Origin of the sequence: Rubidibacter lacunae KORDI 51-2, from assembly GCF_000473895.1 — a bacterium.
Taxonomy (GTDB): domain Bacteria; phylum Cyanobacteriota; class Cyanobacteriia; order Cyanobacteriales; family Rubidibacteraceae; genus Rubidibacter; species Rubidibacter lacunae.
Window position 1 is genome coordinate 1 of the sequence record NZ_ASSJ01000036.1, and the last position, 15810, is coordinate 15810.

The 15810-nt window shown below is 55.9% G+C and carries 10 protein-coding genes; 4 read left to right on the forward strand and 6 right to left on the reverse strand.

Features of this window, described 5'->3' with window-relative positions:
- Positions 1 to 236: 236 nt before the first annotated feature.
- Entirely contained in the window at positions 237 to 1262 is a 1026-nt protein-coding gene (locus tag KR51_RS06350; protein WP_022606014.1) for an ABC transporter permease, read from the reverse strand.
- Positions 1263 to 2204: 942 nt separating this feature from the next.
- Between KR51_RS06350 and KR51_RS06355 the strand changes: the two genes are divergently transcribed.
- Positions 2205 to 3887, forward strand: a complete 1683-nt coding sequence (locus KR51_RS06355) for a multicopper oxidase family protein (protein WP_071783225.1) — start codon at positions 2205 to 2207, stop codon at positions 3885 to 3887.
- 72 nt (positions 3888 to 3959) lie between these two features.
- On the opposite strand, the gene KR51_RS06360 is transcribed toward KR51_RS06355, so the two are convergent.
- Entirely contained in the window at positions 3960 to 5669 is a 1710-nt protein-coding gene (locus tag KR51_RS06360; protein ID WP_022606018.1) for a diflavin flavoprotein, read from the reverse strand.
- Positions 5670 to 5777: 108 nt separating this feature from the next.
- Positions 5778 to 7505 carry a diflavin flavoprotein gene (locus tag KR51_RS06365; RefSeq protein WP_022606020.1) on the reverse strand — a complete coding sequence of 576 codons (1728 nt, stop codon included), beginning with the start codon at positions 7503 to 7505 and terminating at the stop codon, positions 5778 to 5780.
- A gap of 606 nt (positions 7506 to 8111) precedes the next feature.
- Here KR51_RS06365 and KR51_RS17355 point away from each other — a divergent pair.
- A complete protein-coding gene (locus KR51_RS17355) occupies positions 8112 to 8450 on the forward strand; it encodes a hypothetical protein (RefSeq protein WP_051358095.1) in 339 nt (112 codons plus the stop codon).
- A gap of 493 nt (positions 8451 to 8943) precedes the next feature.
- Here the strand turns inward: KR51_RS17355 and mfd are convergent, their stop codons facing one another.
- A complete protein-coding gene (mfd, locus tag KR51_RS06375; protein WP_022606022.1) occupies positions 8944 to 12483 on the reverse strand; it encodes a transcription-repair coupling factor in 3540 nt (1179 codons plus the stop codon).
- A 280-nt stretch (positions 12484 to 12763) separates the two neighbouring features.
- Here mfd and chrA point away from each other — a divergent pair, with 280 nt between their 5' ends.
- On the forward strand, positions 12764 to 13948 hold the full coding sequence (gene chrA, locus KR51_RS06380) for a chromate efflux transporter (protein ID WP_022606023.1): 1185 nt from the start codon (positions 12764 to 12766) through the stop codon (positions 13946 to 13948).
- A gap of 57 nt (positions 13949 to 14005) precedes the next feature.
- Here the strand turns inward: chrA and KR51_RS06385 are convergent, their stop codons facing one another.
- Both KR51_RS06385 and KR51_RS06390 read right to left on the reverse strand, forming a co-directional pair.
- Complete coding sequence (locus KR51_RS06385; protein WP_022606024.1) at positions 14006 to 14254, reverse strand: hypothetical protein; 249 nt, start codon at positions 14252 to 14254, stop codon at positions 14006 to 14008.
- Positions 14254 to 14436, reverse strand: a complete 183-nt coding sequence (locus KR51_RS06390; RefSeq protein WP_156914995.1) for a hypothetical protein — start codon at positions 14434 to 14436, stop codon at positions 14254 to 14256. The genes KR51_RS06385 and KR51_RS06390 overlap by 1 nt, the downstream gene beginning before the upstream one ends.
- A 491-nt stretch (positions 14437 to 14927) precedes the next feature.
- Between KR51_RS06390 and KR51_RS06395 the strand changes: the two genes are divergently transcribed.
- The gene (locus tag KR51_RS06395) at positions 14928 to 15740 is read left to right on the forward strand and encodes a SirB1 family protein (protein WP_022606026.1); all 813 of its coding nucleotides are present in this window, start codon (positions 14928 to 14930) and stop codon (positions 15738 to 15740) included.
- The last annotated feature ends 70 nt before the right edge of the window (positions 15741 to 15810 follow it).

The window sequence follows — 15810 nt, forward strand, 5'->3', positions numbered from 1 at the left end:
GAAGATGGGTGCTTCTGGGGCATCGAGCCCCGTCAGCACCCGCGACTCTCATCCCGACGCTCACCCTAGCGGGTAGAGCGCGGGGCTTCCCGTCTAAAAGCTAAATTTAATGACCTGGGGGTCTTTGTAATACAACTGCCAGGCACTTACAAGGTTTGTTGGCTGCCAGAATGGGACTGGAGCAGCTCGATATCACAGTCGGTCTATTGTCGGTGTTGCGCGCGCCTTGCTCGGGGTTAATACCGAATGCGCGGGTCGATCCAGGCATTGATCGCGTCGATCGCGATGCTGGCGAGTGCGACAATTACACCGAAGAACACCATCACTCCTTGCACTGTTGGATAATCTCGCAAGGCGATCGCTTCATACAGTCGGTTGCCCAACCCCGGCCAGGAAAAGGTCACTTCGGTCAGCACGGCACCGCCCAACAATGCCGCAAAGGTCAAACCCAAGACGGTAATAGCCGGGATCAGGGCGTTCTTGAGGGCATGTGCGACCAAGATACGGCGTTCGGGAATACCGCGCGCGCGCGCAGCTTCTACGTAGTCAGCACGTAACGTTTGACGCAAATTAACGCGAATAATGCGTTCGAAGATGCCGCTCAGCAGCAGACCGAGGGCAAAACTCGGGAGTGCAAGATAATGGAGCGCCGTTATGAGATGGTCGAATTGCCCGCTGAGCAGGCTATCGAGTGTATACAACCCGGTGATATTCGGTGGCGGGGATTCCGCGATCGGGTAGCGCGTACCGAGCGGAAACCAGCCGAGCTGCACGGCAAACACGAGCTGCAACAACATCCCGATCCAAAACAGCGGCAGCGCGTAAGTCACTGCCCCAAACAGCCGCCCGAAGGCATCCCAAATCGTGTTTGGGCGGGCGGCTGCCAGAATACCCACGCCGACGCCGATTGCTAAGGCTACAGCCATTGCGAAGACTGACAGCTCTACGGTGGCAGGAAAGTAATCGCGGATGACATCCCACACGGGCAGTCCGCGACTGGTTAGGGAGGTGCCCAAGTCCAGATTCAACAAGTCGCCGAGGTAGCGGACGTACTGCAGCCACAGGGGGTCGTCTAAGCCGAGTTGCGAGCGGAGTGCTTCTTTGGCAGCTTCCGGCGCGCGCGCGCCCAAAATTGCGTCGGCTGGATCGCCGGGCGTCGCACGCAGGAGCAAAAACACCAACGTGACGATCGTCCACAACATCAGCGGTGCCAACAGCAGGCGAGTCCCAATGTAGTATTGCAGGGCTTTGGAGCGAGACATGGCGATCGCGATTCCTTACAAGTCGAGTCGGGTCGAGCAAAGCGGGCGCGTGGATATTATCGACGCTTTCGCTAGGGGCGGAGTTCGCGACGCAGCATAACGCTCCATGTAGAGTATGTCTAGGAACGATTGCCTTGTGGTTCCTGTTGTTAAGTTATAAGGAATTGTCTCATGACAGACTGTTGCCGCAAAGCAATCAAGGTCGCGACACTTGCTGCCATCACGCCAAACTCGCTATTCAAACTGCGGTGTTAACCAGATAAAGCAATTAACGCAGCTCGTATCACCTAACGCTTCAAGCGCATTGCTTGGCCTCTCCTCTAAACGGTCGAGCAAACCGTCAACCCAATCAGATAAAGAAACGAGTATCGACGCTGGGTTGCAACCAGCGAGCAGTCTTCCTGATAGCTTGCCATTTCGGCTAAAAAAGCTCGGTCTGCATGAAGGTAGGACAGGTTGACGGCTGTCACGCTCTACCTTCAGGGTGTTTCATTTCAATAACGCGCCTCTGGAATATGTGGATGTTGTTTATCAATCCCGACCCACTTCGAGGTTGAAGGTTTGTTTCAAGGACTGGTTTGTTGGTGGCAAACAGGTTAATCTGTCATTGTATTGACATGCTGTCATGTTGGATTTGCTGCTTCGATTTCAGCTGGTGCCAACGGCTAATCCATCCATTTCACAGATCGTTTTTTTTGCTCTAGACAAATTTTGAGGCACTTGGGGCATACGCGTCAAGGAATCTGCCTCGTGGATCTCTCCCGAGCAAACGAATGGCTGCGGATTGTGCATTTTCAGCAGTCATGAAATGTTTTGTTGCCCGGCTTTACGCTGGGTCGCTTTATAGTCTTGCAATATCGCGGCGGGCCCGTTTTCAATCCAACAAGTTGATAACAGCATCGATCGCGATCTCAAATTCTATTGGGAGCAAAGAAAATGAAAATGAATAGACGAGATGTTCTGCAGTTGGGTTTATTGGGCAGCAGTGCCCTATTTCTGCCTTTCGGATCGCAAAAGTCTGCTTTTGCTGCCCCATTAAGTCCGCAGATTCCCCGTTTTGAAATGCCGCTGCGCATTCCTCCGGTGTTATCTCCGCAGTATTCTGACGCAACGACGGATTACTATGAAATCAAACTGCAAAAAGCCCGCGTCGAGATCTTGCCGGGCACCACCACTGAGATATGGGGCTACAACGGGTTGTTGCCGGGGCCGACCATTCGCCAGCGTGGCGGTAATCCCCTGACCGAGGGGCGGCAGTCGGTGGTTCGCTTCATCAACGAACTCGGTGTGGACGCGCGCGGCTGCGATATCGACGCTGTCATCCACTTGCACGGTATGGCATCGCTGCCACAGTACGACGGCTTTGCTACGGATTTTATTCCAACCGGTTACTTCAAAGACTATATCTACCCTAACGATCGCGCAGCGACTATTTGGTATCACGATCACGCGATCGATAAAACGTCTCGCAATGTCTATATGGGACTGGCAGGCATGTATATCGTCGAAGACGAATTCGAGCGCAACCTGCCGTTACCCAAAGGGCAATATGATGTGCCCTTGATACTCCGCGACGCCTTCTTCGCACAAACGGGCAATAATGCCGAGTTAGTTTTTGATAATCGCAATGAAAGAAGTACTTACGGAGATATTCCCCTTGTCAATGGCGTTCCCTGGCCCAAGATGGAAGTCGCCAATCGCAAGTATCGATTTAGAGTGCTGAATGCGTCCGCCTCTCGTGCTTTCCAACTAGCCTTGAGTCGTAAGGCCGATCGCTTGACGTTGGGCGAGAAAATAGCGGTCATCGGCAGTGACGGTGGGTTGCTTGAGGCTCCGGTAGTATTAACGACACCCTATCAAACGCTCGAAATCGGCATGGCAGAGCGATATGAAGTCATTATTGATTTCAGCCAGTACGAAGTGGGCGAATCCGTTTATCTCCGGAATATTGGATTTACCGGCAGTATCGATACGGATGCGCGGATTCATACCTTGATGCGCTTCGATGTGGTTCGCGAGGAACCGGATGATAGTCGAATCCCTAACTCACTGAGAGCGGTCGAGCGACTTCCCATTGGTGACGTTGACAAAGTTCGCACATTTAGATTCGAGAGGAGCTTCAACCAGTGGCTGATTAACGGAAAGGGGTGGAATGAAAACCGAGTGGATGCCAATCCAGATGTTGGGGATATTGAAATTTGGGAATTTGTGAATCCAGGGAGCGGCTGGTTTCATCCAATTCACGTCCATTTGATCGACATGCAAATGCTCGATCGCAATGGGATGCCCGTTCGCCCCTACGAACGCGGCTGGAAAGATGTATTCCACGTTGGCGAGTTCGAGAAGGTAAGGGTTATCGGGGAGTTCGGTCCCCGGAATCCAAAGTTCGTGAAGGGGTTCATTCGTGGCAAGTTTATGATGCACTGCCACAACCTAGTCCATGAAGACCACTCGATGATGACGGTATTTGAGGTCGGTCAGGGAGGCGACGGACCGAAGAGCGCTCCGGCTCAGCCGATCGCCGGGATGCAATCCTTCGAGGCGACTTATCCGACTCCACCAGACGTCTACAACCTGGAGTCTATCGAAGAGTTCGACGAGGAAATCTACGGCAAAGGTCGATAGGCCGCGGCCTGCCAGCTGCACTTAAGCTAACGACAAGTCGGCTGGCCGAATTGCCATCAGCCAACCCACCAATTAGGCGCGTGCGGAGTTGCGATGGTGAACTGCCGTGACGCCTTGCAGGTCTAGGACCTTGCCGGATTCGGCAACGGCATATATCAACCAGTGGTCGCCGCAGTCCATGCGGTTTTCCGCTCGGCATTCCAGGTACGCCAGCGCTCCGTTCAGGAGCGGAGCGCCGTTTTCGGTGGTGCCAATTTCCAGATCGGCGAGCGTATCGCCGTGGATCGATCGCTCTTTGGCAAACCGCTTCTGCCAGCGCTTGCTCTCGGGCAAGATATTGAGGGCGAAGTGATCGCCTGAATGTAGGAACTCTTCGATACCGCTCGCTTTGGAGACGGCAACCGTCAACCCCGGCGGATCGAATGTCGACTGCGACACCCAAGATACCAGCACGAGCTCGGTGCGATTGTCTTTCTTTGCTGCCACCGCACACATCGACCCGACAATCCGCCCGACCGCTTGCTCGGTGCGCGCGGTCTGGGAGTCGCTGCTGACTAAGCGGGCGGGACGTTGCTTCTGCCGCCGCTTGAGCGCGCGCGCAAACTCCGCTCCGACCGTTTCGCAGCGAGCGATGTCTTCATCGGTAGGCTTAAACTTAACCCGAATCGGATCGAACCCGAAGGAAAAACCGGCATCGCGAATCTTGCCCGCCAACAAATCGACCGCTTCGCCACTCCAGCCGTAAGACCCAAAGACACCTGCTAACTGCACTTTATCGGCGGTGGAGAGGACAATGCCGAGTGCCGTTTGTATCTGAGTCGGTAGGTGACCGCCTAGCGTCGGCGAACCGATGACAAAGCCAGCCGTGTTCGCAACGATCGCGCCGATCGCGTCGGGGTCGATTTGCTCGCAATCGACGAGCTTGACATCGGCTCCAGCCGTTTCGAGACCGCGCGCGATCGCCCGCGCCATAGTCCCCGTGTTGCCGTAAGCCGATGCATAGAGCAAGGCAACGGCTTCTTTGCGCGTTTGCTGCTGCTGCGTCCAATCGCGATAAGCGCTCGACAACTCGCTGAGGTCATAGCGAACGAGCGGACCGTGGCCCGTAGCATAGAGCTGGGCGGGCTTTTTACTTAACTTTTCGAGGTTGGCAGCCACTTGCACGGCGTGCGGAGCCATCAAACAGTCGAAATAATATCGGCGATCGGCGCGATAAATTGCCGCCCCTTCATCGAACACTTGATCGCCGCAAACATGTGCGCCGAAGTATTTATCGGTATAAAGTACGTGCGTTTTGGAGTCGTAGGTACAAAGCTCGCCGGGCCAGCGCGGGGTTGGCGTCAGCACGAACTCCAACCGATGGTGACCGCCAAGATCGAGGCAACTGTCCCCCCTGACCGCGACAGTCTCCGGCAAGCGATCGCCCAGAATCGTCCGTAGCGCAATGGCTCCGGGCTTAGAACACACTAGGGTTGCTTGCGGGGCTAGCTCTAAGAGCGCCTGCAAGGTCTTGCCGCGATTGGAATTGACGTGACCGAGCACGATGTAGTCGATCTCCGCTGGATCCTGGCGCTCCTTAAGGGCGGACAGAAAGATCTGCGTAAACGACTCGCCGGGCGGGTCGAGCAATGCCACGCGATCGCCGCGAATGAGATAAGTATTCGCCGTAGTTCCCCGTTGTCGGGCATATTCGGCTTCAAACTTGAGTCGGTCCCAGGTACGCGAGCGCAATAGGGTGGTTTCCGCCGCAATCGGGAAAACTTGCACGTCTTTGGGCTGCATGATCTCCTCTTGACTCTGCGAGCAAACTTGGGTCAGCGAGCGGCACACTAGCTAAAGACAGGCAATGCGCGATGCCCGCCGTTGGCAATCGAACTTGTAGATTGTCAATCAATAGTGATTGCCGACCTTGCGATGATGAACGGCTGTGAGTGCTTCGGCTTTCGATACGCGGCCGGTATCAACCGTGCTGTAAATCACCCAGTGGTCGCTGCACTCCATGCGGCTGACAACTTCGCATTCAAGATAAGCCAATGCCCCAGCCAAAATCGGCGCGCCGTTGCTAGCTTGGCGCGTCTCCACGCCCTCGAAGCGATCCGCACCGGGTGGGAAGCGCTTCAAGAAATGCTTCATTAAGGATTGGTAGTTACCTGCTTCCAGCACGTTCAAGATGAAGCGATCGCCAACCTGCATCAAAGCTTCAATCGCGCGGTCTTTAGCAACAGCAATCGACACGCCCAATGGTTCGGCACTCGCTTGAGCGACCCATGATGCCAGCATGGCACTTTTGAGCTCGCCCTTCTTGGCAGTGATGATGTACAAACCGCCGGAGAGGCGACCCATCGCTTTGTCGAGGTCGCTGTCGAGGGATTTCATCTGTTTGACGGTCTTCTCCCGCAGCAGCCACTGTCCTAGGTCGGTGCCAGCTTCTTCGCAGAGCTTGTACGTAGCTTCGCCGGGAGTTTCGGTGATGCGAATGCTCGGGAAACTCGGCTTCAATCCTAGGTTGCGGAAGCGCGTCAGCAGCGGGTCGATCGGCTCGTCATCGCCGCCGTAAGCTTCAAACAATCCGATTGCTTGCTTCTCGCGAGCCGAGGCCAGAATCGTGCCGATCGCGGTGGCAGCTTCAGTAGCCTCGCGACCGGACGAGGGTGGCATACCTAGAACGATGCCGGCCGCACGTTCGGCCACTTCACGAATTTCCTGTTGGTCGGTACCGGTCAGATCGACCATTTCCACTTCGACCCCGGTTTTACCGATGCCGTAGGCCAGCGCCTGGCTGAGGCGATCGCTGTAGCCGTAGTTGGGCACATAGAAAACCGCCACCATCTTTTCTGCCTTGGCTTTCGCCTGGCTCCAAGTGCGATAGCACTCGATCAGTTCCTCAGCATGGTGCTTGAGCAGCGGACCGTGACCGTTAGCAACTGCCTCAATGTCACCCAAACCGCCCATGCGCTTGAGGGCCATCAGCACGGAACGTGCGTTAGGAGCCATCAAGCATTCGAAGTAGAAGCGGTAGTCCGGCGCGATCGCCTCGAGGTCTTCATCCCAGAGTGCATCGCTGCAGTAATGCATCCCAAACACGTCGCAGGTGAACAACACCTGGGTGCCCCAGTCGTAGGTGAGCATGGTGTCGGGCCAGTGCAGGTTGGGAGCATTGACGAACTCTAAGTCATGCCCGTCGCCTAGATCGAGGCGAATGCCGCTCTTGACGATGCGCGACTCGAAGGGGTGGTGCACGAAGCCTTCGAGAAACTGAATGGCAACTTTCGTGCCAACGACGACCGCTTGGGGGGCGAGTTCGAGCACCTCTCTAACCAAGCCGCTGTGATCGGGTTCCGTGTGGCTGATAATCAAATAATCGATCTCGCGAGGGTCGATTGTCTCCTGCAGACAAGCGATGTACCGATCGCGAAACTTGGCATGGGAGGTATCGACCAGGGCGACCTTGTCACCGCGAATGATAAAGGAGTTGTAGGTCGTGCCGTTCTGCAGCCCAAACTCGATATCGAAGCGATCGCGGTCCCAATCGAGCGACCGAATAGCTGTAGTTCCTGAGGCGATCTCGGCTAACTGCACGGTCAAACGCTTCTCGGTGCTGCTCGCAAGTGCTACCATTGGCTGCCCTCCTGCTCGATCCCGGCCGTTTGTTACTTTACTTAACTATTGCACAAGTTACTGCACTGTTAGGGCTATTATTTGCGTTCCAGCTCCTGTCATTGCAATAAATCCGTCTCTCAGAAAACCTAGCCAACCTGATATGGCACTGTCGCAAAAGGGGATGTACGTGCTGACCGTCGAGTAAATCTAGATCGAGATTGGGACGGCATTGTCTCTCCTGCCGGAGTGTTGGGGCGATCGCGTCCACTGTATCGAGACCAAGTTATTGTGCAGTTATTAGCTCAACAAACGTCCGTTTCCAAAACTCGCGCGGATTGGACGTACTTATCGTTATCCCAAGAATTTCGAAACGATCTCTAGTTCAGCAGCGAGCCATTTAAGTTGATCGTTTGCGTAAGTATTTGCAAGTTCAGTTCAGCAGAGTGCGCGGAAGGGTCCATCGCAATACCTGTTTGCCCCGCAATGCTTCAACGGCCAGTTCTTCACTTCCCGGGAATGCGAACTTGACGCAGACCGCAGCCTCTGGTGAGAAGTCGCTGGCGATTTTCGCTAGTGGCTTTTCCAGCTCGTGGTGAATGTAGGTGAGCTTTTCCTATCAGAGCTTTGCCCGCTATTCCACTCGGGCGGCACCTGGTTATCGCCGATGTGCTCCAGGATAACGAGTTCAACTTTCCGCCGCTGGAAGTACTTCAGCACCTTGGTGCTAGTCCCTATTTGGGAATTTGTCTGCAACCTATTAAAGCTTGCGATAAAGTCCATGGTGAGTTTTGGGCCGAGGTCAGCGACGAGGAAACGACCCTGCAGATTTTCCAGGAATACAGGCGGTGTTTCGGCATCGAGGAGGGCGTCCTTGGCGACAAATTCAAAGGTTGGAATCTCCAGTACTCGCAGCTGCGCTCGGACTGTGCACTGTTGCGACTCTGGTTCGTGTTAGCGGTTTAAGACACCCGACATGAGCGCCGATGGGTTGCGAAGATAGCAGCGGGTCGGCGGAGCTGGGTGGATCCGTATTGTCTTCGGGGCAAATACTATTTCTGCATCGGTTTGAAGTAAGTGAGGGTGGCAATTTATACTGATTTGCGGCCAATTTGGGAGGTGCGATTACACGGCAACGCCGATCCGGAGCCGACGCAAACTTCGCGACTGAAGCAGGAGCAACGCAGCCATCGTTTGGAGTTCGAAATGCAGGCTACTCGCTAGCCTCCTCTATCGCGTAGGTTTTGCCAGCCAGCCAGGGAGACAGCACGTTCGAAACACATGAGAGAGATATTACAATCTCCAGGGTTGGGGTTCCGAATTCACCATCGTTTCAAGGTTTCACACTCGAGATGCCCCGACCAATCCCAATAACTGCGATATATTTGGGTCCGTTGAAGGCAAGCCGAACCGATTCTAAATTGGTTGAGTCCGGTTGGGTTTGAAACAAAAATAGCGGCTAGCTCGCGATCGCTGTTTCGGGAAGGGCGCCTTGCATTTTGCTTAACCAGTCGATGAGGTTTTCAAGCTGCTTGCTAGTTTTTAGGACGCCGAGTCCGCGGACGGTGACTTTCTTCGGGGAGAACACAAAGCGCGACTTAAGATGCTCGGGAAGATTGGCTTGGAGGAGTTTCCACGCCGGTTCTTCCATTGGCGTTTCTAAAGCCACATGTTGCTTGCCCTCCAGTTTGATGCGTGAAAAGCCCAGAGACTTCGAGATTTGCTTGAGTTCGACGACTTTAAGTAACTGCTCGACCGAGCTGGGGATCGGACCGTAGCGATCGCTCCAATCTGCTGCCAGCTGTGCCAGATCCTTTTTATTAGTGGTGGCAGCAACAGCGCGATAAGCGTCCATTTTTTGCTCGAGATCCTGAATATAGTCGGATGGAATAAACGCTGTCAGTTTCAGATCGATTTGCGTATCTTCGACTTGTGGAATCTCCTGACCTTGAATTTCTTGGATCGCTTCTTGCAACATACTCATGTACAGGTCGAAGCCGACTGCATTCATCTGACCGGACTGTTTTGCACCTAGCAGTTCGCCAACTCCGCGAATCTCCATGTCGCGCATAGCAAGTTGGAAGCCAGAACCGAGTTGTGTAAACTCCTGTAATGCTCGCAGTCGTTTTCTGGCTGCATCGGAAAGTTGGTGCTGTTGGGGATACAGCAGCCAAGCATGAGCTTGCGTTCCTGCCCGCCCCACGCGCCCCCGCAATTGATATAGTTGCGACAGCCCGAACTTCTGAGCGTCCTCGATCGCGATCGTGTTCACGCGCGGAATGTCCAACCCCGACTCGATAATGGTGGTGCACACGAGGATGTCCGCGTCGCCGTTGTTGAATGCCAGCATCGTGGCTTCGAGTTCCCCTTCCAGCATTTGCCCGTGAGCGATCGCGATGCGCGCGCCGGGTACCATTTCGCGCAGCTTGCCTCCGATTTCCTCGATACCTTCAACCCGAGGCACAACATAGAAAATTTGCCCGCCGCGATCGAGTTCGTTGCGAATTGCCGTACGAATCACTTCGGGGTCGTACTGTGACAAGTGAGTTGCAATTGGCCGGCGTGAAGGGGGTGGCGTTGCGATCAAGCTCATTTCGCGAATGCCGGAAATAGACATATAGAGCGTGCGTGGAATCGGGGTGGCCGTTAGGGTGAGCACGTCAACTTGAGTTTTCAGAGCCTTGACCTTTTCTTTCTGAGCAACACCAAAGCGTTGTTCCTCGTCGATGACGAGCATGCCCAGGTCTTTGAAGCCTATGGTTTTTCCGAGTAGCTGATGCGTGCCGACGATAACATCGAGTTCGCCAGTGGCAAGGCGTTTGACAATTTCCTTGCGTTCGCTAGCACTGCGGAAGCGGTTGAGCAAGCCGACGTGAATTGGATAGGGGGCAAACCGTTCTCTCAACGTATGGTAATGTTGCTGCGTCAAGATCGTTGTCGGCGCTAGGAAAGCAACTTGCTTCCCCGAAGTGATGACCTTGAAAATGGCGCGGATAGCAACTTCTGTTTTCCCGAAGCCGACATCACCGCAAACGAGGCGATCCATCGGTCGATCGCTCTCGAGATCGCGTTTGACGTCCTGGATGGCTTTAAGTTGGTCCGGGGTCGGTTGGTACGGAAATGAGTCTTCGAGTTCTGTTTGCCAGGGCGTATCGGATGGATAAGCATACCCGCTCAGTTGCGATCGCTTGGCATATAAATCGAGCAGATCGACAGCCAGCTTTTGGACGGTTTTGCGGACGCGACCTTTGGTGCGCTCCCAGGCCTTGCCAGACATTTTGTTCAATTCTGGCGGACGATCGCCCGTCTGCCGAAAGCGCGACAAAACTTCCAAGCCGTCCGCTGGAACGCGCAATAATCCGTCTTCGTACTGAACGACCAAATATTCCCGCGTTTCGAGGCTTTCTAAGCGCAGAAACTTGCCGATACCGTGATGGCGGTGAACGACAAAATCACCGGGGCGAAGCTTGTTGACATCGACTTGCTTCGAAGCCGCGCGTCGGCGCTTGCGCACGTATCCCTTGCTGGCTAAGACATGTTGTCCGAAAAACTCGCGATCGCTGACGACAACGATGCGAAAGGTCGGCAAAACAAAGCCCTCGAGTTCTGCCAAACCCGAGTATTTCACTGCAACGGGCGTATTCTGACCCTGGAGTTTGTCGATCGCCGGGAAATCCCGCGGGTTGGGTACGAATTGCGCCGGGCAGTCGTGCTCTTGGAGCAAGGCAACCGATCGGGAGGGTTGGGCCGACACCAACCAAACGGCATAGTCGCGCAACCGCATGCTGCTGAAGATCTCGCGATCGCCGCGCAAGATTTCCGCTAATTTGCCGAACTGATGGGGGGCGACTGGCAGCGGTCGGCTAGCGAGATCGATGCCCGGACTGCTTTCGTCGGCAAGCTCGGTTAGATGGAGCTGTTGTCGGGTGGATACCGTTGCGATCGCGGCATCTAAGTTGCGGTGCAAACGCGGGTAGGTTTCCTCGGTTAGGTGATGGCTCTTGAGGAGGGCTCGATAGTTATCTTCCGCGTGTTCGAGCCAGCGATCGCCGTGGGCGCGACACTGGTCGGGTTCGTCGAGGGCAAGCAACGTGTTGCCGGGCAAATAGTCCAATAGGGATGCCGGGCGATCGAAGGCTACGCCGACGAAGCGGCGCATGCCCTCGGGTAGGCTATCCGGTGCGAGGGCGGGTGCCACATCCGAGTCCGAGTCCGGCGCGACTGTGGCGAACTCCTCCGGGGTGAGGCACGATTGCAACACAGCCAGGCGGGCGGGGTCGGCAACCATCGCGCGGGCGATCGCAGGGGTGTAGCTAGTTGGTGTCAGGAGCAGTTTGTCAAGGCGGTCGAGCGATCGCTGGGCGGCGGGGTCAAATTCGCGAATTTTTTCTAACTCGTCGCCGAACCACTCCAAGCGCACGGGCAACTCTGCCGATACCGGAAAGACGTCGACTAAATCCCCGCGCCGGCTCCACTGTCCTTCGGTTTCCACTAGAGGCACGCGCTCGTATCCCAAGCGTGCCAACAGGCGATCGAGGGTACCAGCTGCGAGTTCGTCGCCGCGCGCCAGGGAGATGCAATCGGGTTGAAACACCTCTGGTGGCGGCAAGTGCGGCTGGAGCGCCCGCTCTGTTGCCACGATCGCGCGGGGTATTGCCTCCGTGCTTCCCAGTTCTGCGAGCACTTGCAGCTGACCCCACGTCATCTCGGACTCTGGATCGAAGGGCTCGTAAGGTGAAGCTTCCGAAGTGGGATAAAAATACACCGCCCCCCAGTTCATCGCGTCGAGCTGCGCTGCCCAGCGACCGGCTTCTTCGAGGGTGGCGCAGACCACCAACAAATGTTGCTGTTGCTCCTGAGCGACTGCTGAGGCAATTAATCCTTTCGGGAAACGCGAGAGTCCTTTGAGTGCCAACCACTGCTGCTTATCTAGCGTTGCCCGCAGTTCGCGTGCCAGTGTCGACTTCCCAAGCGCGCGGATGATAGAGGCGAAGGCCATTGGGGTTGCTCGAACGATACTCGAACGGTGAATGTGGAGAGTTAGATATTCTAGCGGAGCATTCGTATGAGTGCTTCTGGGGAGCGTGCGCGGCGGGTGACGAGCGCGCAGACCGGTGCGATTGCACGTCGTCGCTGCTCTAAATTGCAATTGGAGTTAGAGAATCACAGACGACTGAGAACCGGGCAAGCCTCCATCAAACATCTAGATTATTTGCAGCGATCTGAGAGGCAAGCAAGCGTAAGCTAGTGAGTGCCCGCCTGCTTCACCCCCTGATCCCATGTCATCGTCTCGCCTGATCGAGATCGCCGGACTATTTCTCAAGCTCGGTACCATCGGCTTCGGCGGACCTGCCGCCCACATTGCCATGATGGAGGAGGAAGTGGTCGAACGTCGCCAATGGTTGACTCGCGAGCATTTCCTCGACCTGCTCGGTGCTACCAACCTCATTCCCGGACCCAATTCCACCGAAATGGCAATCCACGTCGGCTATACTCGCGGGGGACTGCCGGGATTGGCGATCGCAGGTATCTGCTTCATTTTTCCCGCGGTTACAATCACCGCCGCGCTGGCCGCAATTTACGTTGCTTTTGGCGCCCTGCCTCAAGCCGAGTGGCTGTTGCTTGGAATCAAGCCTGCCGTCCTCGCCGTGATTCTCGGAGCGCTGTGGCGGCTCGGGAAAAAGGCAATTAAAACCTGGAAACTCGCTGTCATCGGTGCGATCGTTGCCGCGCTACTGATGGCCGGACTCAATGAGGTTGGTGCCCTGCTGGTTGGCGGTGCTGTGGGGATGGTGTGGCTGCGCCTGAGCAATCGCGACGCAACCGAGAATGCTGCAAATCTTGTCTTGGGGACCTTGCTAAGCGGTATCGCCCTGCGAGTCGCCGCCGCTACAGCCGGCGATCGCCCTGCGGATGCCGCCCCGCTCTGGCAGCTCGGCTTGGCATTTCTGAAAGTCGGTTGCGTGTTGTTCGGCAGCGGCTACGTCCTCGTTGCGTTCTTGGAAGGCGAAGTCGTCGCTCGCGGTTGGCTCACCCAACAGCAACTCCTCGACGCGATCGCCCTCGGGCAGTTTACGCCCGGCCCGGTGCTCTCCACGGCAACATTCGTCGGATACACGATGGCAGGCTGGTCCGGCGCGCTCGTCGCTACATTGGGGATCTTCTTGCCGTCCTTTATCTTCGTCGCCGTCCTCAATCCGCTCGTGCCCCGACTGCGCCGATCGCCGTGGACGGCTGCATTTCTGGATGCGGTTAATGCCAGTGCCGTTGCCTTGATGGCAGTGGTGACCGTTCGCTTGGGCTACGCAACGTTACTGCAGCCGAACGTCAATGCCATTGCAATTGTCACAGCTGCGATCGCGGCCGTGTTGCTTTTCCGCTTCCGCCTAAACTCAGCGTGGATCGTCCTGTTTGGAGCCGCGGTTGGGGGCGGGGCGACCGCCCTAATCAGCACCGGTGGATAGATTGCAATCGCCGGGCTCCCAACTCATCGCCGCTCAGCCTGCTGCAAATAGGATGCTTCACCAAAACTTGTGGGTGTCCTGGAGGTGATGGGGGAGATAGCCAAAGGGCACTGCCGCGCTACTCGCGATGCCTGAAATCGACGCCTGCAACAAACTGCCACGTCGCGATCGCGTGGCAACTGCCCTTGCACCCATCACGTTCAAGAATTGCATCCCGGAGATATTGGGCTGAGGACCAGTCTCGATTTGCACCCGCAACGTTGCCATGCCCGCCATGATTTCGGTCTCGCCGCGCAGGAACAGCATCAACGGCTCGATGGCACCCCTTGTAGGGGAATTCCTTCCGGACCCAGCTGCCAATCGAGAATGGTCTCAACCTTGACGCGCTCGACGGTTCCGATCTCGGCTGCGAAAACCAAGTAAATCTCGATGTTGCCCTTCCGTAGGAGCTTGCAAGGAACGAAAACGCTGCACTTTTTGCCGGACACCTCGAAAAATTGGCGGACCCTGCATCCCTGCGGCAGTAATGCCCGTGCAGACTTGCCGACCTTCGGCCGGAGCCAATTCATCGAGGAGCAGAGCCGCTAATTTGCCAATCGAGATGGAATTGCGACTCTTCTCTAGCTTTGATTTCAGCGATTCTTGTAACTCATTGGCGGGGAAGGGGGGGGGTTGGACATCAACTCGCTAACGCGAATCAGTTCGGTTTCGCTAGCAAAAGCTCATCGCCATTCGTCAGCAATTCGCGGTCGTGTTTGCTATCAGCCATCCCTCGCATACAGCTACCTCGATCGCGGATTCACCGCAGAAGATAGCACCCCAACCTGCGCGCGAACGCCAGTAACCTGAATGGTTTCAGTATGGCGACGCTTGCTCGAACGCGGCATTCGATGGTGCGAGCTATCGATAAAGACAGTCGCCCGCGCGATATTTTGGAAGACGTATATGCTTTCGCAATCCAGCCTTACGGATTTCTATCATGACCCCGGCTGCCAGCGCGCGCGCATTGTTTGCCGAAGAAGTTGTGCGACCGGACAATCGCATCGACCTCGCCCGTGCAGCACTCTACCTCGCGCAAGAAGAATATCCCGAACTCGATGTCGGGTTCTACTTAGCGCGACTCGATGAAATTGCCGCCGCGATCGCACCACAGCTGCCGCCGGAGGGCTACCCCCTGCGTGTTATCCAGTGCATCAACGACTACTTATACGACGAGTTAAAATTTCGCGGGAACGAGTGGGATTATTACGACCCGCGCAACAGCTTTTTAAACGACGTGCTGGATCGACGTACGGGAATTCCTATTTCGCTGTCGTTGGTTTACGCCGAAGTTGCCAGGCGCGTGGGTCTACCGGTGGTTGGCGTTGGCATGCCGGGACATTTCCTCATCCGCCCGACCTTTGAAGGTGCCGAGATCTTTATCGATGCGTTCCGAGGTGGCGAGATCCTGTTTCCGGAAGATTGTGCGGAGCGCCTGCAGCAGGTTTACCAGCAGCCAGTCGAGCTGCAACCGCAGTTCTTGGAACCCGTCGGACCGAAGCAAGTACTCGCGCGCATGCTGACCAACCTCAAGCTCATCTATCTCAACAACCGCGACCTCACCCGCATGTTGGCTGCGGTGGAACGCATCCTGCTACTGTTCCCCGACGTGCCCGGCGAACGACGCGATCGCGGTTTGCTCAATTACCAGCTCGGTCACTACGACTGTGCGACCCTCGACCTCGAGCGTTATCTACTGCTTGCCCCAGATGCAGATGACGCCGACCAAATTCGTCGCTTGCTTGGCAGATAACCTTTAAACAACTTGCCTTGCGCGTGCCAATCGATTGGGAGTGCGTCGGAGCGCGCAGCCTGGGTTTGTA

Excerpts from the sequence above, each read along its gene's own strand:
- KR51_RS06350 (WP_022606014.1), bottom strand. The coding sequence starts at position 1,262 with ATGTCTCGCTCCAAAGCCCTGCAATACTACATTGGGACTCGCCTGCTG.
- KR51_RS06355 (WP_071783225.1), top strand. The coding sequence starts at position 2,205 with ATGAATAGACGAGATGTTCTGCAGTTGGGTTTATTGGGCAGCAGTGCC.
- KR51_RS06360 (WP_022606018.1), bottom strand. The coding sequence starts at position 5,669 with ATGCAGCCCAAAGACGTGCAAGTTTTCCCGATTGCGGCGGAAACCACC.
- KR51_RS06365 (WP_022606020.1), bottom strand. The coding sequence starts at position 7,505 with ATGGTAGCACTTGCGAGCAGCACCGAGAAGCGTTTGACCGTGCAGTTA.
- mfd (WP_022606022.1), bottom strand. The coding sequence starts at position 12,483 with ATGGCCTTCGCCTCTATCATCCGCGCGCTTGGGAAGTCGACACTGGCA.
- chrA (WP_022606023.1), top strand. The coding sequence starts at position 12,764 with ATGTCATCGTCTCGCCTGATCGAGATCGCCGGACTATTTCTCAAGCTC.
- KR51_RS06385 (WP_022606024.1), bottom strand. The coding sequence starts at position 14,254 with ATGCTGTTCCTGCGCGGCGAGACCGAAATCATGGCGGGCATGGCAACG.
- KR51_RS06395 (WP_022606026.1), top strand. The coding sequence starts at position 14,928 with ATGACCCCGGCTGCCAGCGCGCGCGCATTGTTTGCCGAAGAAGTTGTG.